The organism is Kitasatospora sp. NPDC048545 (genome assembly GCF_040651155.1).
Classification (GTDB): Bacteria; Actinomycetota; Actinomycetes; order Streptomycetales; family Streptomycetaceae; genus Kitasatospora.
Genome location: NZ_JBEZIQ010000077.1, coordinates 1 through 20,740 on the forward strand (window position 1 = coordinate 1; position 20,740 = coordinate 20,740).

The 20,740-nt window shown below is 72.8% G+C and carries 18 protein-coding genes and 2 pseudogenes; 10 read left to right on the forward strand and 10 right to left on the reverse strand.

Annotated elements, in window-relative coordinates:
• Nucleotides 1–512: pseudogene (locus AB0D10_RS41275) on the reverse strand (hypothetical protein); the annotation flags it as partial.
• Nucleotides 513–713: 201 nt separating this feature from the next.
• Nucleotides 714–1,025 carry a hypothetical protein gene (locus AB0D10_RS41280; protein ID WP_360266604.1) on the reverse strand — a complete coding sequence of 104 codons (312 nt, stop codon included), beginning with the start codon at nt 1,023–1,025 and terminating at the stop codon, nt 714–716.
• Nucleotides 1,026–1,265: 240 nt separating this feature from the next.
• On the opposite strand from AB0D10_RS41280, the gene AB0D10_RS41285 reads away from it, so the two are divergent.
• The 3 genes from AB0D10_RS41285 (at nt 1,266) to AB0D10_RS41295 (ending at nt 3,240) form a co-directional block, all read left to right on the forward strand.
• Nucleotides 1,266–2,027, forward strand: coding sequence for an alpha/beta hydrolase (locus tag AB0D10_RS41285; protein ID WP_360266607.1), 762 nt, complete (start codon nt 1,266–1,268; stop codon nt 2,025–2,027).
• Nucleotides 2,020–2,478: a winged helix DNA-binding protein gene (locus tag AB0D10_RS41290; protein ID WP_360266609.1), complete on the forward strand. Its 459-nt coding sequence runs from the start codon at nt 2,020–2,022 to the stop codon at nt 2,476–2,478. Before AB0D10_RS41285 ends, AB0D10_RS41290 begins: the two co-directional genes overlap by 8 nt.
• Nucleotides 2,479–2,622: 144 nt before the next feature.
• Entirely contained in the window at nt 2,623–3,240 is a 618-nt protein-coding gene (locus tag AB0D10_RS41295; RefSeq protein WP_360266612.1) for a hypothetical protein, read from the forward strand.
• A 38-nt stretch (nt 3,241–3,278) separates the two neighbouring features.
• Here AB0D10_RS41295 and AB0D10_RS41300 read toward each other — a convergent pair whose 3' ends face one another.
• From AB0D10_RS41300 to AB0D10_RS41320, 5 genes and pseudogenes are all read right to left on the reverse strand, one after another.
• The gene (locus AB0D10_RS41300) at nt 3,279–4,202 is read right to left on the reverse strand and encodes a carbohydrate ABC transporter permease (RefSeq protein WP_360266614.1); all 924 of its coding nucleotides are present in this window, start codon (nt 4,200–4,202) and stop codon (nt 3,279–3,281) included.
• A pseudogene (locus AB0D10_RS41305) lies at nt 4,199–5,464 on the reverse strand (sugar ABC transporter permease); the annotation flags it as partial. The gene AB0D10_RS41300 and the pseudogene AB0D10_RS41305, both read right to left, overlap by 4 nt.
• Nucleotides 5,465–5,518: 54 nt before the next feature.
• The gene (locus AB0D10_RS41310) at nt 5,519–6,847 is read right to left on the reverse strand and encodes an extracellular solute-binding protein (protein ID WP_360266617.1); all 1,329 of its coding nucleotides are present in this window, start codon (nt 6,845–6,847) and stop codon (nt 5,519–5,521) included.
• A gap of 59 nt (nt 6,848–6,906) precedes the next feature.
• Nucleotides 6,907–8,616, reverse strand: coding sequence for a glycoside hydrolase family 13 protein (locus AB0D10_RS41315; RefSeq protein WP_360266619.1), 1,710 nt, complete (start codon nt 8,614–8,616; stop codon nt 6,907–6,909).
• A gap of 197 nt (nt 8,617–8,813) precedes the next feature.
• Nucleotides 8,814–10,121 (reverse strand): ABC transporter substrate-binding protein, encoded by a 1,308-nt coding sequence (locus AB0D10_RS41320; protein WP_360266622.1) that lies wholly within the window; start codon nt 10,119–10,121, stop codon nt 8,814–8,816.
• Between the two features lie 144 nt (nt 10,122–10,265).
• Here AB0D10_RS41320 and AB0D10_RS41325 point away from each other — a divergent pair, with 144 nt between their 5' ends.
• From AB0D10_RS41325 to AB0D10_RS41335, 3 genes are read left to right on the forward strand one after another with little or no spacing between them, the layout of a single operon-like run.
• On the forward strand, nt 10,266–10,769 hold the full coding sequence (locus tag AB0D10_RS41325; RefSeq protein ID WP_360266625.1) for a PadR family transcriptional regulator: 504 nt from the start codon (nt 10,266–10,268) through the stop codon (nt 10,767–10,769).
• The gene (locus AB0D10_RS41330; protein ID WP_360266628.1) at nt 10,766–11,539 is read left to right on the forward strand and encodes an ABC transporter ATP-binding protein; all 774 of its coding nucleotides are present in this window, start codon (nt 10,766–10,768) and stop codon (nt 11,537–11,539) included. The genes AB0D10_RS41325 and AB0D10_RS41330 overlap by 4 nt, the downstream gene beginning before the upstream one ends.
• A gap of 4 nt (nt 11,540–11,543) precedes the next feature.
• The gene (locus tag AB0D10_RS41335) at nt 11,544–13,910 is read left to right on the forward strand and encodes an FtsX-like permease family protein (RefSeq protein WP_360266631.1); all 2,367 of its coding nucleotides are present in this window, start codon (nt 11,544–11,546) and stop codon (nt 13,908–13,910) included.
• A 145-nt stretch (nt 13,911–14,055) separates the two neighbouring features.
• Here AB0D10_RS41335 and AB0D10_RS41340 read toward each other — a convergent pair whose 3' ends face one another.
• Nucleotides 14,056–16,083: an AAA family ATPase gene (locus AB0D10_RS41340; RefSeq protein WP_360266700.1), complete on the reverse strand. Its 2,028-nt coding sequence runs from the start codon at nt 16,081–16,083 to the stop codon at nt 14,056–14,058.
• Nucleotides 16,084–16,595: 512 nt separating this feature from the next.
• Here AB0D10_RS41340 and AB0D10_RS41345 point away from each other — a divergent pair.
• Both AB0D10_RS41345 and AB0D10_RS41350 read left to right on the forward strand, forming a co-directional pair.
• Nucleotides 16,596–17,198: a hypothetical protein gene (locus tag AB0D10_RS41345; RefSeq protein ID WP_360266634.1), complete on the forward strand. Its 603-nt coding sequence runs from the start codon at nt 16,596–16,598 to the stop codon at nt 17,196–17,198.
• 202 nt (nt 17,199–17,400) lie between these two features.
• A complete protein-coding gene (locus AB0D10_RS41350; RefSeq protein WP_360266703.1) occupies nt 17,401–18,195 on the forward strand; it encodes an NAD(P)-dependent oxidoreductase in 795 nt (264 codons plus the stop codon).
• A 144-nt stretch (nt 18,196–18,339) separates the two neighbouring features.
• Here AB0D10_RS41350 and AB0D10_RS41355 read toward each other — a convergent pair whose 3' ends face one another.
• A complete protein-coding gene (locus AB0D10_RS41355; protein ID WP_360266637.1) occupies nt 18,340–18,636 on the reverse strand; it encodes a hypothetical protein in 297 nt (98 codons plus the stop codon).
• On the opposite strand from AB0D10_RS41355, the gene AB0D10_RS41360 reads away from it, so the two are divergent.
• Both AB0D10_RS41360 and AB0D10_RS41365 read left to right on the forward strand, forming a co-directional pair.
• Nucleotides 18,611–19,069: a hypothetical protein gene (locus AB0D10_RS41360; RefSeq protein ID WP_360266640.1), complete on the forward strand. Its 459-nt coding sequence runs from the start codon at nt 18,611–18,613 to the stop codon at nt 19,067–19,069. The two genes, AB0D10_RS41355 and AB0D10_RS41360, sit on opposite strands and share 26 nt — an antisense overlap.
• Before the next feature lie 680 nt (nt 19,070–19,749).
• Nucleotides 19,750–20,193, forward strand: coding sequence for a hypothetical protein (locus tag AB0D10_RS41365; protein WP_360266642.1), 444 nt, complete (start codon nt 19,750–19,752; stop codon nt 20,191–20,193).
• A gap of 305 nt (nt 20,194–20,498) precedes the next feature.
• Here the strand turns inward: AB0D10_RS41365 and AB0D10_RS41370 are convergent, their stop codons facing one another.
• Nucleotides 20,499–20,660 (reverse strand): NUDIX hydrolase, encoded by a 162-nt coding sequence (locus tag AB0D10_RS41370; protein ID WP_360266645.1) that lies wholly within the window; start codon nt 20,658–20,660, stop codon nt 20,499–20,501.
• Nucleotides 20,661–20,740: the final 80 nt, after the last annotated feature.

The window sequence follows — 20,740 nt, forward strand, 5'->3', positions numbered from 1 at the left end:
GCCGGGGCCGGGGCCGGGGCCGGGGCCGGGGCCGGGGCCGGGGCCGGGGCCGGGGCCGGGGCCGGGGCCGGGGCCGGGGCCGGGGCCGGGGCCGGGGCCGGCAGCAGCAGCTTGACGTGGTGCTCGAAGTACCGGCCGACCCCGTGCCGCGCGGCGGCCTCGTCCGAGGCCGGGACGCCCTGCGCCCACGGCGTCGCCTCGATCTTCGCCCGCAGCACGGTGAACCCGTCCGTCGCCAGCCGCCCCGCGGTCCGGGCGGTCACCGCCGCGACCTCCTGCACCGTCCCGGCGGCCCGCAGGGTGAGCATCGGCTGTGACGGCGACGCACCGCGCTCCAGCAGGATGTGCGTGAACTTCAGGCCGTGGCCGCCGGCCCACGCGGCCAGCGCCTCGGCGGCACCGGGCCCCACGGTCAGGTGCACCTCGAAGTCGCCCCGGACGTCGGGCGGATCGGGCTGGGCAAACTCGCCGGGCAGGCCGGCGAGTCGCTGGTCAGGACGAGTGGCGAGCATGGGGAGCATCCTGCCAAGCCCCTCTGACAACGGCCCGCCCACGCCCGGCCGTACGGCGACGATCCCTCCCTGGCCCACGGCGATGCCGCCGGCCCGCCGAGGCGTTCAGGGGTTCAGGCGTTCAGGCGTTCAGGCGTTCAGGCGTTCAGGCGTTCAGGCGTTCAGGCGTTCAGGCGTTCAGGCGTTCAGGCGTTCAGGCGTTCAGGCAGCGGAGAGGAGCAGCTTGAACGGCGCGCCGTCGGCGTCGGGCGTCCAGCCGTTCGACCGCGCGGCCCGGATGCCCGCGGCGACCTCGCGCGGCAGGACGAGTTCGGCCGGCACCGGGTTCGGTTCGGCGACGGCCGGCCGCCCGGTCTCCACGACGAGCGTCGTTCCGGGACGGGCCGCGTCCTCGACCACGTACCCGAGGGTGCTGCCGTCGTAGTCGCAGCACCAGTGCCTGCTGCTCACCCGCCAGCGGTACTCCACGCCGTCGACGACGATGCGGCGGGAACCCTTCTTCGTCAGTGCCACGCTCTGCCCTTCGCTTCCGACTGCCGGTAGCCGTCCGCGGGTCAGTCTCCCTTCCCGGCGCACGCGTGTCACCGGGTTTGGCCCGGAGCTCCGGCGCGATCGCCCGGCGTCCGCTCGGTGTCCGCCCGCGGATCACCCCGCCGCTGCCCGGGGGCCCGCCGGAACCGGCGATCTCCGGCAGTCCGGCGTGCGACCCAGATAACTTGTGTCACGACACATATGTCGCGTAACATGTTTGCTATGAACACGAACGAAGCACTGAGCAGTCCGACCCTCGTCTTCATCCCCTGCTTCTCCGGCGCCCCGTGGAGCGCCGAGCAGCTCGCCCCCTACGGCGAGGCGCCCAAGCGCACGCTGCGCCTGCCCGAAGGCGTCGACGACATCGAGCGCTACGCCGACCACGTCGAGACCGCGATCGCGGACCTGGACGACTACGTGCTGATCGGCGACTCGTTCGGCGCGAACATCGCGCTCGCGCTCGCCACCCGCCGCCCCCGGGGCCTGCGCGCCCTGGTCCTGTCCGGCGGATTCGCGGCCAACCCGGTCGACTCCAAGCCGTGGAAGGCCCTGATGCGGGTGGTCGGCAAGGCCCGCGGCCCGCTCTACCGGCAGCTGACGCTGCGGGCCCACGCCCACCGCCTCGCCTCCCCGTTCGACGACAACGGACAGGTGCCCTGGAGCGAGGCGCGCAGCCGCGACCTGTTCCTCGCGAACACCCCGGCCACCTCCTTCGACGCCCGCCTGCAGGCCGTCCTCACGGCCGACTACGTCGACGCGCTCGGCCGGGTCCGGGTCCCGACCCTGCTCCTGACCCCCTCGCACGACGTGCTGATCGGCGAGAACGCCTCCAAGGTCATGCTCGCGGGCATCCCCGACGCCCGCGAGGTCGTGCTGCCGAACACCGGCCACATGTTCCGCTTCTCCCACCCGGCCACCTACGCCACCGCGGTCAAGGACTTCCTCGCCACCCTGCCGACCACCCGACAGGGCACCGATGCGTAAGGCCGAGCACCTGCGGTTCGCGATCCTGGCAGCCCAGCGCGAAGGCAACCGGCTGCTGATCCAGGCCCTCAAACCCCACGGCATCACCCCGTCGCAGGCCGAGGTGCTGCGGCTGCTCCAGCAGCACGGCACCCTGACCCTCAACGGGCTCGGACAGCTCCTGGTGTGCGAGAGCGGCACCAACCCCAGCCGACTGGTCGAACGCGTCGTCGCGGCCGGGCTGGTCGAGCGCCGCACCGACGCCGCGGACCGCCGCTACCTCCGGCTCAGCCTCACCCCCGAGGGCGAACGCCTGGCCACCGCGGTCGCCGGGATCGAGGAGTTCCTCTACAGCTCGATGGACGCCGCCTCCGAGGGCCTGGACACCGACGCGATGCTCGACTTCCTGCACCGATTCATCGATGCCCTGCCCTCCGGCGAGGCCCTCAACAAGCGGCTCGCCCTCGACTGACGCCACGACCCGCACGAGACCCGCACGGGACCCGTCGACTGCGCGCCGAGGAAGGAGCGACCCCCTGCACCCCCTGGCTGCCCGCGCGCACAGCCGGTCGGCGAAGGTGGGGGACGACAGGTCGGCGAACGGAAGGCGGAGGCCTTGCAGCACTTCACATTGACGTCCAAGCAGGAGGCCCGCTGCCCCGTGTTCCTGAACGGGGTGATCCACGAAGAGTTCTCGGACGGCGGCTACGACCGGCCGATGCACTACGCCTGGCACTACGCCACGGGCGGCGCACCGACGGCCGACCTGCCGCCCGAGCTGTGGCTGATCACGAAGGACCGGGCCTACGACTTCGACTTCCACACGTCGTTCGGCGGGCACGTCGTCAGCGGCGACTTCCTCTCGCTGATGCGGTCGACCGACACCGGCCGGTGGCAGGCCGCGAGGCTGCACCCGGTGTCCACCACCGGCCGACGGATCGCGCGCAAGGACTACTTCTTCGTGAAGTTCCCCCCGACCGAGCTGCTGAAGGTCGAGGACGTGGTCGACCTGGAGAACTCGAAGATCGACTTCCGTCGTGACGGACAGATCAAGAAGGTCTGGGAACTCCGCTTCAGGAGGCCGCCGAAGCGCGACCTGTTCCTCCTCGACTGCATCCCGCTGCTCGGTGTCGCCTTCTGCTCGAAGAGGTTCGCCGACAGCGCGAAGCTGTTCGGGCCGAAGGGCGTCGACTTCGTCGCGCTACCCGACATCGGAACCGTCCGGAGCGCCTGAGCGGCCGCCGTTCAGCACAGCATCGGGACCCGCCGGTGTCACTTCACGGATCCGGCCATCGCTCCCTGGATGAAGAACCGCTGGAAGCAGAGGAACACGCCCACGGGGACCAGCAGGGACAGGAACGCACCGGGTGCGAGGATGTCCATGTTGCTGCCGAACTGCCGCATCTGGGACTGCAGGTAGACGGTCAGCGGCTGCGAGTCGTTGCCGGCGAAGATCAGCGCGACCAGCATGTCGTTCCAGACCCAGAGGAACTGGAAGATGCACAGCGAGGCGACGGCCGGTGCGGCGAGCGGCAGGGCGAGGGTGCGGAAGATCCGCCACTCCCCGCAGCCGTCCATCCGCGCGGCTTCCAGGAGTTCGGCGGGGATCTCCAGGAAGTGGTTGCGCATCAGGAACACGGCGAACGGGAGCCCGTAGCCGACGTGGAACAGCACGACGCCGGGGATGGTGCCGAACAGCCCTACGGCGCCTTCGAGTTTGGCGACCGGGATGAGCCCGACCTGGACGGGGACGACCAGCAGTCCGACGACGCCGAGGAAGACCGCGTCCCGGCCGGGGAAGCGCATCCAGGCGAAGGCGTAGCCGGCGCCCGCGGCGAGGGCGACGGTCAGCAGGGTCGCCGGGACGCTGATGAGCACGGTGTTCCACAGCGCCTTGGGGACGTCGCCGCCGCCGAGCAGCGCGGTGTAGTTCTGCAGGGTGAGCTGGGCGGGGTCGGTCAGCGCCGTCCACCAGCCTCCGGTGGCGGCGACCTGCTTGGGGCGCAGCGAGGAGACCAGCAGGCCGACGGTGGGCACCAGCCAGGCGACGGCGGCCACGGTCAGCACGGCCTGGACGAGGCCGCTTCGGGTGAGGGCGGCGAGCCGAGTGGTGAGCGGCAGGGCGGGCCGGCCGCCGGGCGCCGGTGCGGGCGCGGTGGTGCCGGGGGCGGACGGAGCCGCCTGGGTGGTGGTCATGTGCGGCTCCCTCGGAAGCGTCGGACGTTGAGAAGCATCACCGGCACGACGAGGAGCAGCAGCAGGACGCTGAGCGCGCTGCCGAGGCCCTGGTCGTTGCCGCCGCCGAAGGAGACCAGGTAGAGCCGGAGCGCCAGGACGCTCGCGTCCTGCTGCACCGGTCCGGGCGCGATGATGTACACCAGGTCGAAGATCTTCATCACGTTGATGACCATGGTGATGAACACGACGCCGAGGACCGGGGCGAGTTGGGGCACGGTGATGCGGCGGAAGATCTGCCATTCGCCGGCGCCGTCGATCCTGGCCGCCTCGATGGTCTCGCGGGGCAGGTTGGCGAGGCCCCCGGCGATGATGACCATGGCGAAGCCGGCCCAGATCCAGATGTAGGCGCCGATGATGGCCGGGGTGATGAACGCGGGGCCGAGCCAGTCGATGCCGCGGTAGGGGGCGGCGAAGTTCGCGGCCGGCATCACGACCGAGGTGGTGGCGGACGGGGCCGCGCCGAACCGGAAGGTTCCGTCGGCGGCGGTTGTGGTGGTGCCGACCGTCCTCCCTCCGTCCCGGAGTTGGACGGTGACGCCGGGCAGGCCCTTCTTCCCGGCCTCCAGTCGGCCGGGGTGGCCGCCGCCGCCCGGGACGAAGTCGAGGAACACCGTGCCGCTGACCCCGTCGCCGCCGGCCGGCTCCTGGGCCGTCAGGGCGGTGGCCGGGAGCGCTCCGGGTTGCACGCCGACGAGCGGCAGCAGCACGACGCGCGTGCTGGTGGGTGCCGTGACGTCGCCGCCCTGGGCCTGGTCGAGGCCGGCGCCGGGGCGCGGGTGGGCGCCGGGGTAGGACGGCCGGTCGTCGAAGGTGTCGTGGACGGCGACCGCGGCGGCGTTGAGCACGCCGCGGTGCGGGTCCGCGTCGTACACCGTGCGGAAGATGATCCCGGCGGCGAGGAAGGAGATCGCCATCGGCATGAAGACGAGCAGCTTGAACGCGGTGGCCCAGCGGATCTTCTCGGTGAGCACCGCGAACACCAGACCGACGGCGGTCACCAGGGCCGGGGCGACGGCGACCCAGATCGCGTTGTTGCGCACGGCGGTGAGGGTGGCGTGGTCGGTGAAGGCGGTGCCGTAGTTGTCGAGTCCGACGAATCGGTGGCCGGAGGCGTCGAAGAGGCTGCGGGCCACCGAGTAGCCGATGGGATAGACGACGAGGGCGCCGAGCAGCAACAGGGCGGGCAGGACGAAGAGCAGGGCGAGGCCCCGGTGGCGCCGGAGGGCGCCACCGGATGCCCGGCCACTGCGGGGTGAGCGCAGGGACATGGTGGATCAGCCCTTGTAGGCCTTGGCCGCGTCGGCTTCGAGCCTGGCGGCGGCGCCCTGGACGTCGGAGGGGTCGGCGAGGAAGTCCTGGAGGTCCTTCCACTCGCCCTGGCCCGCGGTTCCTCCGAACGCGGCGGGGGCCTGGTCCGACATGTCGAAGCGGAAGGTGTCGCCGGCGTCGATCACCGACCTGGCGAACTGCCGGGTGGTGTCGTCGGGGTAGACCGAGGGGTCGACGGCCTTGTTGGGCGAGATGAAGCCGCCGGCCTTGGCCCAGACGGTCGCGGCCTCGGGGCCGGCCAGGAACTCGACGAACTTCTGCGCGGCCTCGGGGTGCTTGGCGCCCTTGAGGACGACGGCCGCGTCGCCCGCGCCCATGACGGGGGCCTTGCCGCCGTCCACGGCGGGGAAGGGGAACACCTTGGCGTCGGTGCCGACCTGCTTCTTCAGTTCGGAGGCGATGACACCGCCCACGAAGTCACCTTCGTGGGTCATGGCGGCCTTGGGCTGTGCTCCGAAGACCTGCTGGACGGACGTGGGGAAGTCGGTCTGCAGGGCGCCCTGCCCGCCACCGGCGACGAGTTGCCTGTCACCGAAGACCTTGCCGAGCGTGGTCAGGGCCTTGAGGACCGACGGGTCGGTCCACGGGATCTCGTGCCGGGTGAGCTTGTCGTAGAGCTCGGGTCCGGCCTGGGAGAGGTAGACGTTCTCGAACCAGTCGGTCAGGGTCCAGCCGGCCTGGCCGCCGATGGCGAACGCCGGAGTGCCGGAGTCGGAGAGCGTCCGGCCGACGTTCAGCAGGTCGTCGAAGGTGGTCGGGGGCTGGACGCCGGCGTTCTGGAAGGCGGAGGGGCTGTACCAGACGGTCGACTTGTCGGCGGCCTTGAAGTAGAGGCCGTACTGCGTGCCGTTGACGGTGCCGAGGCCGGACCAGATGCCGGCGTAGTTCTTCTTCGCGGCGTCGGTGACGGTGGGTCCGAGCGGCGCCAGCCAGCCCTTGTCGGCGAACTGCTTGATCACGCCGGGCTGGGCGACCATGACCACGTCCATCGGGTCACCGCCCTCGATCTTGCTGCCGACCACGGTGGAGAGGTTGTCACCGGTGGAGGTGTAGCTGACGGTGGCTCCGGTCCTGGCCGTGAAGGCGTCCAGCACCTTCTTGAAGTTCTCCTGCTCGGTGCCGCTCCACACGGCGGCGACGGTCAGGGTCTGTCCCTTGAGTTCCTGGGTGGTGGAGTCGGCGGCGGTGCCGCCTCCCCCGCTGCCGCAGGCGGTGGCGGTGGCGGCAAGCACGACGGACGCGGCCAGGGTGGGGAGAGCGCTACGGAGTCTCATCGTCGAGTCCTCTTCCGTGAGGTGGGTGGGGGTTCGGGGCTTCGTGGTGCGGTGGACGGTCAGTTGGAGCCGGCGGCGCAGTGGTCGATCCACCAGGCGGCGGTGGCGGGCGGCAGGACGCCGTCGGCGCACGGGCCGCTGGCCAGCAGGGGCGGGCCGAGGACCGGAGCCGGCGCGGGGGTGTCGCCGAAGTTGACGGCGCACACCAGGCCCTCGCCGCGGACGAACGCGAGGACCCCGGGCGGGGTCTCCAGCCATCGCAGTGTGCCCTCGCCGAGTTGCGGGAGTTCACGGCGCAGCTGGAGGGCGGTGCGGTACAGGTGGTAGACGGATCCACCGTCGGCCCGTTGCCGCTCGGCCGTGCGGGCGGCGAAGGAGTCCGGCTGTGGGAGCCAGGGGCCGACCGGGGTGTCCGGCGGGCTGAACCCGAACGGGGGTTCGCTACCCGACCACGGCAGCGGTATCCGGCAGCCGTCGCGGATCCCGGTGCGGCTGCCGGTCCGGCGGAAGATCGGGTCGGTGATCGACTCGTCGGGCAGGTCGAGGACTTCGGGCAGGCCGAGTTCCTCGCCCTGGTAGATGTAGGCGGCTCCCGGCAGGGCCAGCATCAGCAGGGCGGCGGCCGTGGCCCGGGCGGGGCCGGAGGCCGGATCGTCCCCCGCGAACCGGCTCACCGTGCGGACCTGGTCGTGGTTGTTGAGCACCCAGGTGACGGTCGACCCGGTGGCGGTGATGTCCCGCACGGCGTCGTCGATGACCCGGTGGAAGTGCGCGGGGTCCCACGGCGCGTGCAGCAGGTGGAAGAAGAAGGCCTGGTGCAGTTCGTCGGGCCGCACGTACAGTGCCTGCTCGGCCGGCGTGGGCACGGAGGCCTCGCCGACCAGCAGTCGCTCGCGGCCGTCGCGGACGGTGTACTCCTCGCAGACCGCGCGCCACCGCCGCCAGACTCCGTGCACCTCCGGCTGGTTCCAGGCCAACGGGTTGACCGAGTCGCGGGTGCGCTCGTCCACGTCCGGGTCGGGCGAGTCCGGCAGTTCCGGGTGCTTGTACAGACCGGCCGCCACGTCGATCCGGAAGCCGTCGACGCCGCGGTCGAGCCAGAACCGCAGCACCTCCTCGAAGTGGGCGGCGACGTCGGGGTTGCGCCAGTTGAAGTCGGGTTGCTCCGGGGTGAACAGGTGGAGGTACCACTGGCCGGGCCGGCCGTCGGCCTCGGTGACCCGGCTCCAGGCCGGGCCGCCGAACATGGCCCGCCAGTTGTTGGGCGGGAGTTCCCCTTCCTGGCCGCGCCCGTCGGCGAAGTGGAACCGCGCCCGCTCGGGACTGCCGGGACCGTTGGCCAGGGCCTTCCGGAACCACGGGTGGTCACGTGAGCAGTGGTTGGGGACGACGTCCAGGACCAGCTTGAGACCGAGCAGTCCGCAGTCCGCCACCAGGCGGTCGAACTCGGCGAGGTCGCCGTAGACCGGGTCGACGGCGCAGTGGTCGGCGATGTCGTAGCCGTGGTCGTGCTGGGGCGAGACGTAGAACGGGTTGAGCCAGACGCCGTCGGCGCCCAGCTGCCGCACGTGGTGCAGCTGTTCACGGACGCCGGCGAGGTCGCCGACGCCGTCGCCGTCGGTGTCACGGAAGCTGCGCACGTAGATCTGGTAGATCACCGCGTCGCGCCACCAGGTACGGGCGGCGGCGGTGGTGGGGGTGGTGGGGGTGTGCGGACGAGCGCGCGGCAGGGTGACCGCGTCGCCGTCGGGGAGGGTGGGGTTGTGCATCTCGCTACTCCAACGGTTATGCATTCGCGTTAGGTATAGCAGGCAGATGCGGACGCTGTTAAGCCCTTGTTTGAGGGAGTTTTCCAGAAGTTACGGAACGACGCACCGGACCATGCATAGATACGTGTTAGGTACTCGCGGGTAGGGGTTCTCGCACGGCAGGGGCTGCACGCCCCCGGGCCGTCGTCGGCGTCGGCTCAGCCGACGATGGCGCGCAGGTCGGCGGCCAGCCGCGGCAGCGCCGCCTCGGCGTTCCGACGGCCCGACACGACCTCGAACGCCGTCTCGCTGAACGCGAGGCTCAGCTGCTGGTACTGCGGAACGGCGGGGCGCGCCCCCGCCGCCAGGATCGCCGTGCGCAACACGGGCAGGTAGGGGAAGCGGGCCGTCAGATCCGGCTCCGCGTAGAGGTCGGCCCAGACCGGTGGCAGCCCGCCGTCGGTCAGCACGCGGTACTGTGCCCGGCGACTCGTCAGGTAGGCGATCAGCGCCCGCGCGGTGCGCTGGCGCCGGGAGAACCGGCTCACCGCCAGCCCCGAGCCCCCCAACACGCCGCTGCCCGGGCCGTGCGGTCCCGGCAGCGGCACCACACCGAACCGTCCCTCCACCGGGGAACCGGCCGCGCCGACCTCGTGGTAGACGTACGGCCAGTTCCGCAGGAAGAGCAGGCCACCCCGGCCGAACGCCGCGCGGGACTCCTCCTCCTGGTAGCCGAGCACCTCGGGCGGGATCCAGCCCTCGCGCACGCCCCCGGCCAGGAACTCCAAACCGGCCCTGGCCTGTGGGCTGTCGACGACGACCGCCCCGTCGCCGGCGAGCAACTCCCCGCCGGCCGAGCGGATCGCCTCCAGAGCGTTGACGGAGAGGCCCTCGTACGGGCTCAGCTGCCCCGCGTACCCGGACAGCCCGTGCGCGGGCGCCAGTGTCCGTGCCTGCCGTGCCAAGTCGGCCCAGGTGCCGGGCGGTCGCTCACCGGCGGCCTCCAGCACGTCGCTGCGGTAATACAGCAGAGCGGCGTTGGCGACGAACGGCACCGCGTACAGCCGCCCGTCGTAGCGGCCCGTGCGCACGACCGGTGGCAGGAAGCTGTCCAGTGCGAAGTCCGACTCGTCCAGCGGCACGGTCCAGCGCCTGGCCGCGAACTCGGCCGTCCACACCACGTCGAGGTTGAGCACGTCGAAGCGGCTGCCGCCGGCCGACAGCTCCCCGGCGAGTTGGGCGTGCACCTCGTCGGCCGCCTCGGGCAGCTCCACCAGTTCGGCGGGCTGGTCCGGGTGCTCGGCGTTCCAGTCGGCCAGCAGCCCGCGCAGGTAGCGGGTGGTGTCCCGGCCGGTCGCCAGCGTGACCGGCCCGACACCGTCCGGATCGCCCGACGCCTGCGCTCCGTCCGCCAGGCCGTACCAGGCGGACCCGCCCCCGGCCGCGAGCACCGCCGTCCCGCCCACCAGCGCGCGCACCACGCGCCGACGACCCGCGTCGGGGCCGGTGGGCGGCCGGTCGTCCATGGAGCTCCTTCGATCCGCCGGCACGGGTGGGCGCCGGGGTACGTCCCTTTATACGGCCTCCCTGCTGGTGGGGGCCCACCTGCCCGTACTGTGTGACCGAGGTGTAACCAGCGAACAGGGACGAGAAGGAAGAGGTGACGCCCGGTGCGCCATCAGCTGCTGGCGCTGCTGGCCCGGCAGCCCGCCTACGGGTACGAACTCAAGCAGGGGCTTGAGCAGACCTTCGGCGCGGCGTACCCTCAGCCGAACATCGGCCAGATCTACGTGACCCTCAGCCGACTGGAGAAGTCCGGACTGATCCGCGGCACCGAGGTGACGCAGGAGGGCAGGCCGGACAAGAAGGTCTACGAGATCACGGAGAAGGGCACCGAGGAACTCTCCGGCTGGTTCGAGGCGCCCACCGAGGGCCCCCGGGTCAGGGACGAGTTCTTCATGAAGCTGATCCTGGCCGAAGGCATCGACCTCGCCGACCAGCTGACGCTGATCAACAACCAGCGTCGGCACTGCATCAACATGATGCGCGGACTCAACAAGCTGGCCGCCACCGAGCGCGGCAACCGGACCTCGCTGCTGCTGATCGAGGGCGCGGTCCTGCACCTGCAGGCCGACCTCGACTGGCTGGAGCGTTGCCAGGAGGAGCTCACGTGACCGGCTCGGAGCCGACACCGCCATCGATACCGCCGCTGCTGGCCGCCGACTCCGTGGTGCGATCGCACCTGAGCGGCTCGACCGTGATACCCGCCGTCCGGGGCATCAGCCTGCGGATCGACCGGGGCGAGTTCGTCGCCGTCACCGGCCCCTCGGGCGCCGGCAAGTCCACCCTGCTGCACCTCCTCGCCGGACTGCTGCGGCCCGACGAGGGCGAACTGTGGCTCGAAGGCCGCCGCGTGGACCGTCTGCGGGAGTCCGCCTGGGCACGCCTGCGCCGCCGGCACTACGGAATGGTCTTCCAGAGCGGCAACCTGCTCCCCGACTTCTCCGTCGCCGACAACATCGAACTGACCGCGCTGCTCGCGGGCATGTCCGGCCGCACCGCCCGCGAACGCCGCGAGGAACTCCTCGAAGACCTCGGCCTCGCCCACAAGGCCACCGCCGGGCCCGGCGAGCTCTCGGGCGGTGAGCGCCAGCGGGTCGCCCTGGCCCGCGCGCTGGTCAACCGGCCGCAGCTGCTCCTCGCCGACGAGCCCACCGGGAACCTCGACAGCCGGAGCACCCGCGACGTCCTCGCCCTGCTCAGCCGCTACCACGAACAGGGCACCACCATCGTGCTGGTCACCCACGACGCGCGGGCGGCCAGCACCGCCGACCGCGTCGTCAGCCTCTTCGACGGCCGGATCGCCGACGACGCCCGGGTCGAGGAACCCCCGGCCGCGCGGCGCGCCGTCGGGGTCCGTGACGTCATCGATTTCGGCAGGTGAGCCGGTGCGCGCCCTCCTCCGCTGGATCCGCGCCGACCTGCGCTCGCACCGCATCCACGCGCTTCTGATCGTCCTCGCCACCGGCGGCACCGCCGCCGCCCTCCTGCTCGCCGGCACGCTGCTCGGCGCCGCCGCCGACCCGTGGCAACGGCAGTTCCGGGCCGCCGGCTCACCCGACATCCGGATCGACCTGCGCCCGCCGACGACCGCCCGGGGCAACGCCGACGAACTCTCGGCCGCCGTGCTCGCCCGCGAACCCGGCGTACTCGCCGTCTCACCGCCCCAGCACACCGCCGAGACCACACTGGTCGGCCGACGAGCCGACGGCGCGGCCACCACCGGCCCGCCCGGCCGCACCACCCTCGTGCTGCGCGGGGACACCCCGGGAGCGGCCCGCCCACTCCTGCGCTCCGGCACCTGGCTCGTCCCCGCCGACACCCGCGGCATCGTGCTCGAACAGTCCGCGGCCGACGCCGCCTGGGCCCACCCCGGCGACCACCTCACCGTCCTCGACAGCCGCGGCGCGGCCGTCGAACTCCAGGTCCTCGGCATCGCCGACAGCCCCGACCAACTGCCCAGCCAAGCCGCGGGCTACGACCTCGGCTGGGCGTCGCCCGCCACCCTCGACCTGATCCAGCCGGACCAAGCGGCCCAGGGCCTCACCCTCGGCCTTCGCCTGGCCCGCCCCTCCGACGCCGCGTACACGGCCCAGCGGGTGGTCAGCGTCCTCGGCGCCGGGCGCGTCTCCCGCATCACCACCTGGCTGGACGCGCGGGACGCGCGGCAACAGGACAACCGGCTGGCCGGCCTGCTCCTCGGACTCAGCGGACTCGCCGCGCTGCTCGCCGCCGCCCTCGCGGTGGCCGGCGCCGCAGGCGGGCGGATCAGGGCGAGGACGGGCGACATCGCCCTCCTCAAGGCGGTCGGCTTCACCGCCGGCCAGGTCGCCTGGATGTTCATCGCCGGGCAGCTCCTGCTGGCCGGCGCCGGAGTCCTGCTCGGCGCCGGCGGTGCCGCGATCGCCGTCCACACCGTCCCGGCCCTCGGCGGCGGAACCGACGCGCTCCACGGACTCGTCCCCGGCGGCACGGCGACCACCGTCGCCGTCGCCGCGGCCGCGCTCCTCGCCGTCGGGGCCGCCGCGGCACTGCCCGCACTGCGGGCCTCCCGGGTCGCCCCCGTCCCGCCGACCGACGGCACCCGGCCACCCGCCATGACGGCACGGCCGGTCCGGCTCGGCCCGCTCCGGCGGCTGCCCCCGGCCCTCGCGTTCGGCCTCGGCAGCGTCCTGCGCCGACGCTCGGACCTGGTCGGCAGCGCACTGCGCCTGACCGTCCCGGTCGTCGCCGCCACCCTGGCCCTGAGCACCTGGGCGACCCTCGACGCCGTCACCCGGCCCGATCACGGCGCCACCGTCCCGTCCGTCACCGCCCGCCGGACCACCCCCGACCAGACGCCCGGCGACGGGCAGCTCGCCGCCGCCCTGGCGGCCGACACCGCCGTGAGCGGCGCCTACCCCGGCGCGGAGATGCAGGCCCTCGCGCCCGGCCAGTCCGCGACACTCACCCTGCGCGCCGTCGGCACCACCGAGGCGCCGTACCCGTACACCGTCGTCGAGGGCCGGACCATCCACGCCACGGACGAGGCGGTTGCCGGACAGGGCGCCCTCGACCTGCTCGGCGCCCGGGTCGGCCAGTGGGTGCGGCTCACCACCGGGAACACCCCCCGCATCCTGCACATCGTCGGACGGAATCTCGAACCCGAACACGGCGGCCGCGTCCTGTCCACCGGCTTCGACACCCTGGACCGGCCCGGCGACCCCACCCACCCCGACTTCTGGCAACTGACCCTGCGCCCCGGCCAGGACCCGGCCGCCGTTCAGCGCGACCTCCCCGCCCGCGTCGGCCTCGCCGGGCGGACGGAGATCCGCCTCCCCACCGGCCCGGTCACCAGGCCCGGCGCCCTGCGGGCCAGCGTCGTCGGTCTCCTCCTCGTCCTCGCCCTCATCGGCCTGGTCGACCTGCTCACCACAGCCACCGCCGGCTTCCAGGAACGCCGCCGGGACCTCGGCCTGCTCAGGGCGATCGGCCTCACCCCGAGCCAGTCCGCCGTCGTACTCGCCGTCCGCGGGACAGCCATCGCCCTGATCACCGTCGCCGTCGGCTCGGCCGTCGCCATCCCGCTCGTCCGCCGGCTCATCGACCGGCAGGGCGAGCTGAGCGGCATCGGTGCGGGCATCGCCCGTGCCCCGTCGACCTGGACGGTCCTCGCCATGGCCGCCGTCTGCGCCACCACGGCAGCCGCGCTCTGCGCACTCCCGGTACTGCGTGTCCCCCCGCCCGCCCGGCCCCCGGACAGCGCCGGCCGGTAGGCCGTCCGGCCCCTCGGCGAGAACCCCACCCCACCGGCTCGCCCGTGCTCACCGGCACCCGGACCGGCCGTGGCGACGACGCCGGGAACCACGGCGCAGCAGACACGCCAACGCAACGCCGCGCGGCGACGCGGGCGCCGAACCGTCAGGCGGGGTGGACGGTGATCGTGCAGAGGCGCTTGGTGGCCCGGGTCAGGGCCACGTACAAGTCCCTTTCCCCACCGGGGCGGGCGGCGATGATCTCCTCGGGGTTCATGACGACGACGCCGTCGAACTCCAGACCGCGTGCTTCGGACGCCGGCACGATGCGTGCGTGGTGAGCAACGCCCTGGGCCGTCAGCTCGCTCACCCTGGTGTCCGCGCAGATCACTCCCAGAAGCTCACCCGGGTGCGCGGTGCTCTGGGCGCGGAGTTCCTGAACGACGGTGGTGACCGACCCGTCCGGAGGTGTGGTCACGGTGCGCGGGCTCTCACCGCTTCGCAGTGACCGTGTGGGCTCCTGGTCCGGAGCGATCCGCGCGAGCAGATCCCGGACGGCCTCCAGGATCTCCTGCGTGGTGCGGTAGCTGACGGTCAGGTTGTGCAGTTTGAACCGCGGTCCGACGTGGGGGCTCAGTGCCTCCGTCCAGTCGCGTGCCGTCGCGACCGGGCCCGCCTGGGCGAAGTCACCCACCAACGTCATCGCCCGGGACGGGCAGCGGCGGACGATCATCCGCCACTGCATGGCGGTCAGTTCCTGCGCCTCGTCGACGACGACGTGCCCGTACGTCCGCTCGGGGGGGCCGTCGACCAGGCTCGCCGCCTCGTCCAGCAACGGCACATCGGCATCGGTCCACGGGTCGTCCGGACCGCGCAGCAGAAGGGACCGCTCCTGCGCGGTCAGACCGGGCAGGAGTTCGGCGAGAGCGCCTGCGTTCGTCAGGAGCGCCTGCACGAGGTCACCCGGTACCAGCCGCGGCCACAACACCTCGACCGCGCGGTCGACGCCGGCGTCGTCGAGGAGATCGGCTCGGACGGCGTCCAGGTCCAGCTCGTGGACCGGACCCGAGTCGACCGCCCCTTCGGCACGGCGCTGGGCGACTCCCGTGAACCGGTCGAAGTTGATGCCCGTCATCCTTTCGGCATCGGCGTCGATCTGCTCCAGGAGGTCACCCATGTCTCGTCGCATGGCGTCGGTGACGGCGTCGACCAAGAGCTCCTTGAACACCCGGCGCGCGGGGTTGTGCCCCGGTGCGGCCGCCACGGCGGCATCGCGTGCCGTGGCGACCTCCTCGCCGGACAGGTGAACCAGTTCCCGTCCGACCCGCACGGTGAAGTCACCGACGGGGGCCTGGTGGGCGCGCAGCAGGCCCGCCAAGGCAGCGGCGAGATCGGAGCTGCCCTTGAGACGCGCCGCACCGAACGGGCCCACCGCGCCTGTGGACACCCCGGCCAGTTCCCGGCAGGTCGCCAGAACGACGTCGTTCTCGCCGAGCGAGGGAAGGACCCGGGAGATGTAGTCGAGGAACCGGGCGTTCGGGCCCACCACCAGGACACCCTCCTCGGCGGCCCGCGGGAACGCGTACAGGACATAGGCTGCCCGGTGCAGGGCGACCACCGTCTTGCCGGTGCCGGGCCCGCCCTGCACCACGGTCACCCCGCGGTGGGCGGAGCGGACGATCTCGTCCTGCTCGGCCTGCAGCGTCGCGACGGCCGCGTGCATCCTGCCCGTACGCCGTGCCGACAGAGCCTCGGTCAACGGGCCGTCCCCCACGACGTCCTCGTCGGTCGGGGCGCTCCCGTCCAGCAGTTCGTCGCTCACCGAGACGACCGTGCGCTCCTCGATGCGCAGGTGCCGGCGCCGCCGCAGGCCCATCGGGTGGACCGGTGTCGCCTCGTAGAAGGGCCGCGCCGCGTTCGCGCGCCAGTCCACGAGCAGTGGCAGGTCGTCCTCCTCCGTCTGCAGTCCGATCCGCCCGATGCGCAGGGCCGTGCCGTCCGCCCAGTCGACGCGACCGAAGACCAGCCCCTTTTCGGCGCCCTCCAGCCGGCCGATTTCCTTGGCCAGGCGCTCTGCGGCGATTTCTCGTTCGTATGCCTCACCGGCGCTTTCCGCCGGGGCCTTGAGCACACTCGCCCGATGTGCGCGCGCCTCGGAAAGCCGTTCGGCGAGCAACTCGTACAGGGAGGACACATAATCCCGCTCCGAGTCAACCACGCGCACAGCGGAATCATTCGTCTTCGACAACAGGGGCTCCTTCGATTCGAGCCACACCATACGGTCAAAGCTCCGCCGAAGGTAAGTCTTGACTTACTTGGCGAAGCCATGCCCCTGCGACGGAATCCATGGCGGACGGGGCCCTGTGGCATTTCATGCATTTCCACCATTCCGCATGTCGCCGATTGCGATCTCCCGGCACCCGCCTGCCGCACGGGCGAACCCGCCCTCGAATGCCGACGATGTTCTGCCACGCCCGGGAAAAGGGGGAATATCCGGCGGGGCGACCGGCGCCATCGAGCACCGAAAGGGTCGGTACTCCGGCTCCCAGCACCAGGTGTCGTATTCGGCGTCCGGGCTCGACCCGGGCGAACCGGCCTGCGATGCGGCCCGTCAGACCCTCGAACGCTTCCTGCCAGCGGGCAGCGTCTACGCTGTGACCTGCGGCCGCCGCATGATCGTTCGTCTTCACACACCGATGACCGACGGTGGCCGCACCTACCGGTGCCGGCAGGGCGGAACGGCTCATCGAGGGAGACGCAGTGCTGGGATTGCTGGGCTTCTACGACGAACTCGACAACCGCTCCGGCCAACCCAACGGATCGATCCGCGATGCTGTCCGGCCCGTCGGAGAGCCGGATGAGATGGACCTGGTCGCCTACCTGGACGCAGGCCACGTCCTGATCGACGTCATGGAAGCCGGACACGACGTCATCACCGGCAGCACCCACCGGCACTCTCCGGGATGCTCGTCCCTGGTGACCGACGGGGAATGGCTGTGGCGCCAGGACTTCCCCCACTACGTGGAAACCCACCACGTATCGCTGCCCGACGCGTTCCTCGAACACGTCCGCGGCCTGAACTACCGGATTCCCGCCGTCACCGTCGCGCAGTTCGCTCCGCACTACAACGAGACCATGCCCCTGGTCGGCTGGGCCTCGGCTGTCCCGTGGCGATCGACGGCGACCACGCTCGTACCCGAACCGCGAGCTCTGACCAGCAAAGCCCAGTTCGACGCGGCGATGCCGGCCCAGGACCGGAACCGGCCACACGGCAGCCGGGGCAAGCGGCGCAAACCGCGGAAGGCGTAGGCACCACCACCGGGAACCACCACCGGACACCACCACCGGGAACCACCCACGAGGGGCCCGGCCGGACGGTCCGGCCGGGCCCTCGCCGTGCGCTCGCGCCCCGCGAGCTGTCGCCCCGTCAGGTAAGGTCGCTCGACGCCGAATCCGACCACCAGTTCGACGGACCCGCGAGGAGTCGAGAACCATGGAGACGCAACAGACGGTGGACCGGCCCCGCCGGGTCCTGCTCACCGGTGCCGCGGGCCGCATCGGCACGAGCCTGCGCGAGCTGCTGCCCGCCTACGGGTACCGGCTGCGCTGCTTCGACCGCCTCCCCGTGCCCGGCGAACCCGACGCGGTCACCGCCGACCTGCAGGACGCCGAGGCACTGGCGGCGGCGATGGACGGCGTCGAGGCCGTCGTCCACCTGGCCGGGATCCCGGGGGAGGCACCGTTCGCCGACATCCTGGCCGCCAACATCGAGGGCAGCTACCGGCTCTACGACGCCGCCCGGGCCGCGGGCGTGCCCCGGATCGTCTACGCCAGCAGCAACCACGCGATGGGCTTCGCCGAACGGCCCGCCGACGGCAGCGCCGTGCCGGTGGACAGCGCACAGCGGCCCGACACCTACTACGGGCTCTCCAAGTGCTTCGGCGAGAACCTCGCCTCCCTGTACGCCGACCGGCACGGGATCGAGACGGTCTCGCTGCGGATCGGCTCCTTCGCCGCCGAACCGCGCAGCGTCCGGATGCTCGCGACCTGGCTCAGCCCGGGCGACTGCGCCCGGCTGGTGCACGCGGCGCTCACCGGGCCGGTGGCCGGGCACACCGTGGCCTACGGCATCTCGGGCAACACCCGCGCCTGGTGGGACCTCGCCTCGGCCCGGGCGCTCGGCTACCGGCCGCTGGACGACGCCGAGCGCTTCGCCGCCGACCTGATCGCCGAACACGGCGAACTGTCCGCCGACGACCCGGAGTTCCGCTACCTCGGCGGCCGCTTCACCCAGGCCCGGCCCTGACCACGGGCGGGTCGGCGGGTCGGCGGGTCGCGGCCGTCGGCCGGAGCCGCCGGGCGGGATCGGGCCCGGGGCTCCGGCCCGACAGAGCTCCGGCCTGGCGGGGATTCCGGCCCGGCCGACGGCTCCCGGGCGCAGCCGGGCGGATCAGTAGCGCTGGGCCTGGGCGACCCTGGAAACCAGCGCCTGGTCCCGGTCGATCGGGCTGAACGCGGTCGGGGTGGCCTTCGCCCCCGGGACGAGGTCCTTGACCCCCAGGTAGGAGGTGTCCACCACCTTGCCGGTCTCGTCGAGGAACTCGACCTTGATCGCGTACGACGCCGTCGAACTCGTGCTGTTCACGACCGTCACCAGGGCGGCGTTGAAGCCCGCGGCCTGAGCCTTGGGCAGGCCGGTGAGGGTGACGTCCGACAGGGCGTTGCCCGCGCCCTGGGTCTTCGCCAACACCGCCTGCGCCTCGGCCCGGCCCGCGGCCACCTGGGCCGAGACGGACGCCTCGAACGCCGACGCCGCCGCCGACAGCGAGGCCATGGCCTCGGAGGCGGCGGACGACGCCGCGGACGCGGCCGCCGAGGCCGAGCCCAGCAGCGAACTCTTGGCCGAGGCGACCGAGGAGGGCAGCTCACCCGAGAACGAGCTCGCGTTCGGCGAGAACGAGCGCGACGGCGAACTGGACGACGACGTGCCCGACGAACTGCACCCGGCGGCCACCAGCACCGTGCAGCCCAGCGCCACCGCAGCCAGGCCGGCCCTCCGGCTCGAACGGCCCGGCTCGCCCGAGCCCGAGGCGTTCGACGCGTGCTCCGGCTTGTCGAGGCAACGTGACATGCGTTTCTGCCTTCACCTCACGGCCGAACACCCAGCGGCCCGGTCCTGATCGGATCCAGCCTCCGCCCCGGCGCACCGGTCCCACCAGTCGGCCTACTGCGATCAGGTAGCCGACCGGCCCGCCCGGCCCGCGGCGCCACCGCCGCGGACCGGGCGCCACTGGCCGGGGCACGAGGGGCCGGGCGTCGCGGGTTCGGGCCCCCAGGGAGGCCGGCAGGTCGCGCAGCAGGCCGTCGAGCCGGGCGGCGCGCTCGGAGCCGAGGGTGTCGACGGCGCGGCGCCGGACGGCCGGCCCGGCGGCGACCGCTCCGTCGATGGTGGACCGGCCCTCGGGGGTGAGGTCGATCCTCGACGCCGCCGGCTTCCTTGCCGGCGCCGGTCTCGCGGCACCGGCCTCCTGCTCCACCTGGAACACCGACTGCCCGCGCAGGCCGTCCGCCCCGAAGCCCGACGGGCCGACCTCACCACCGCGGCCTGACCGCAGCAACTTGACCGCAGCGACTTGACCACCGCAACCTGACCACCGCAGGCCGACGGCCACGGGCCCCGAGCGACGAGGCGGACTCCGGAGCGACCGCCCGCCCACACCGCGGGCCACCGGCGGACGGCGTCCCCGCTCGGGTGCCGGCCGGGTGAACCCGTTCCGGGTGCGCCCCCGTCAGCACTGGTGAGGGGCCGACCCGTTCACCCGGCCCCGGCTGGTCCCCACGTCTCTCCTCGGGAGCAATCATGAAGCACCTCAAGGCCGTTGCCGCCACCGTGGCCACGCTCGCCGCACTCTCCGTCGCCGCGACGCCCGCCAGTGCGGCGACCCCGGGCGGCAGCGGTTCCGGCAGCAACGGCTCGACCACGTGCAGCAGCCCGGTGTGGGGCGGCAAGTACCTCTGCGGCGGCCCGTACCGTGACGGCACGGCGACCTACTACTTCCGCGACGGCCGCCAGGAGGTGTTCGTCATCGGCACCGACCACGCCGTGTGGACGCGCTGGACCGACAAGTCCGGCAACAAGAGCGGCTGGCTCTCCTTCGGTGGCACCTTCACGGGCCCGGTCAGCGTCCTCGCCACGGACATGGGGCAGGGCAACTTCGAGGTCGGCGCGGTCGGCACCGACGGCCACATCTGGAGCCGCGTCCGTGACGTCAACGGCAACTGGACCGGGTGGGCCGCGATCTAGGCACCTGCCTGCGTGGATCGGTCGTGCCACCCCGGAGCTTCGCAGCCAAGGGGTCGGTCCCGCGACTGACGTCGGGACGCTCCGGCCCGGCGGTCCGGCCGGCGGTCGGTCAGCAGACGGCCCGCCGGGCGAGCACCCGTTCGGTGCCCGCCCGGCGGAGGGTCGCCCCGGGCAGGCAGAGGGTCGCCGGCAGGCGGCGTGCTCCGGGACGAAGCGCCACTGCCGCAGGCCCGCACGCAGCTCCGTCTCCGTCAGCCGGCCGTGCCAGGCGACCGCTTCCGGGGCAGGCGTCACCCCGCCCGTGATCACGGCCTCGTGCACGCCGAGCCGGTACGGGCCGATCGCCCCCCCGGCACAGGAACGTGCACACGAAGCGGGACCGGCGCGCGGACGCCCAACTCCTCGGCCGACTCCCGGGCCGCCGCCTGCGCGTAGGACTCGCCCACGTCCACGGCCCCGCCGGACATCACCTCGTGGTGGCCGGGACCCGGGAGAGGTTCTCGGGCCGCCGGTGGACCGGGACCCGCTCCTGCCGGTCGCGGCAGAC

Coding starts and splice junctions, on each gene's coding strand:
- AB0D10_RS41285 (WP_360266607.1), top strand. CDS start 1,266: ATGAACACGAACGAAGCACTGAGCAGTCCGACCCTCGTCTTCATCCCC.
- AB0D10_RS41290 (WP_360266609.1), top strand. CDS start 2,020: ATGCGTAAGGCCGAGCACCTGCGGTTCGCGATCCTGGCAGCCCAGCGC.
- AB0D10_RS41300 (WP_360266614.1), bottom strand. CDS start 4,202: ATGACCACCACCCAGGCGGCTCCGTCCGCCCCCGGCACCACCGCGCCC.
- AB0D10_RS41310 (WP_360266617.1), bottom strand. CDS start 6,847: ATGAGACTCCGTAGCGCTCTCCCCACCCTGGCCGCGTCCGTCGTGCTT.
- AB0D10_RS41315 (WP_360266619.1), bottom strand. CDS start 8,616: ATGCACAACCCCACCCTCCCCGACGGCGACGCGGTCACCCTGCCGCGC.
- AB0D10_RS41320 (WP_360266622.1), bottom strand. CDS start 10,121: ATGGACGACCGGCCGCCCACCGGCCCCGACGCGGGTCGTCGGCGCGTG.
- AB0D10_RS41365 (WP_360266642.1), top strand. CDS start 19,750: ATGAAGCACCTCAAGGCCGTTGCCGCCACCGTGGCCACGCTCGCCGCA.
- AB0D10_RS41370 (WP_360266645.1), bottom strand. CDS start 20,660: ATGTCCGGCGGGGCCGTGGACGTGGGCGAGTCCTACGCGCAGGCGGCG.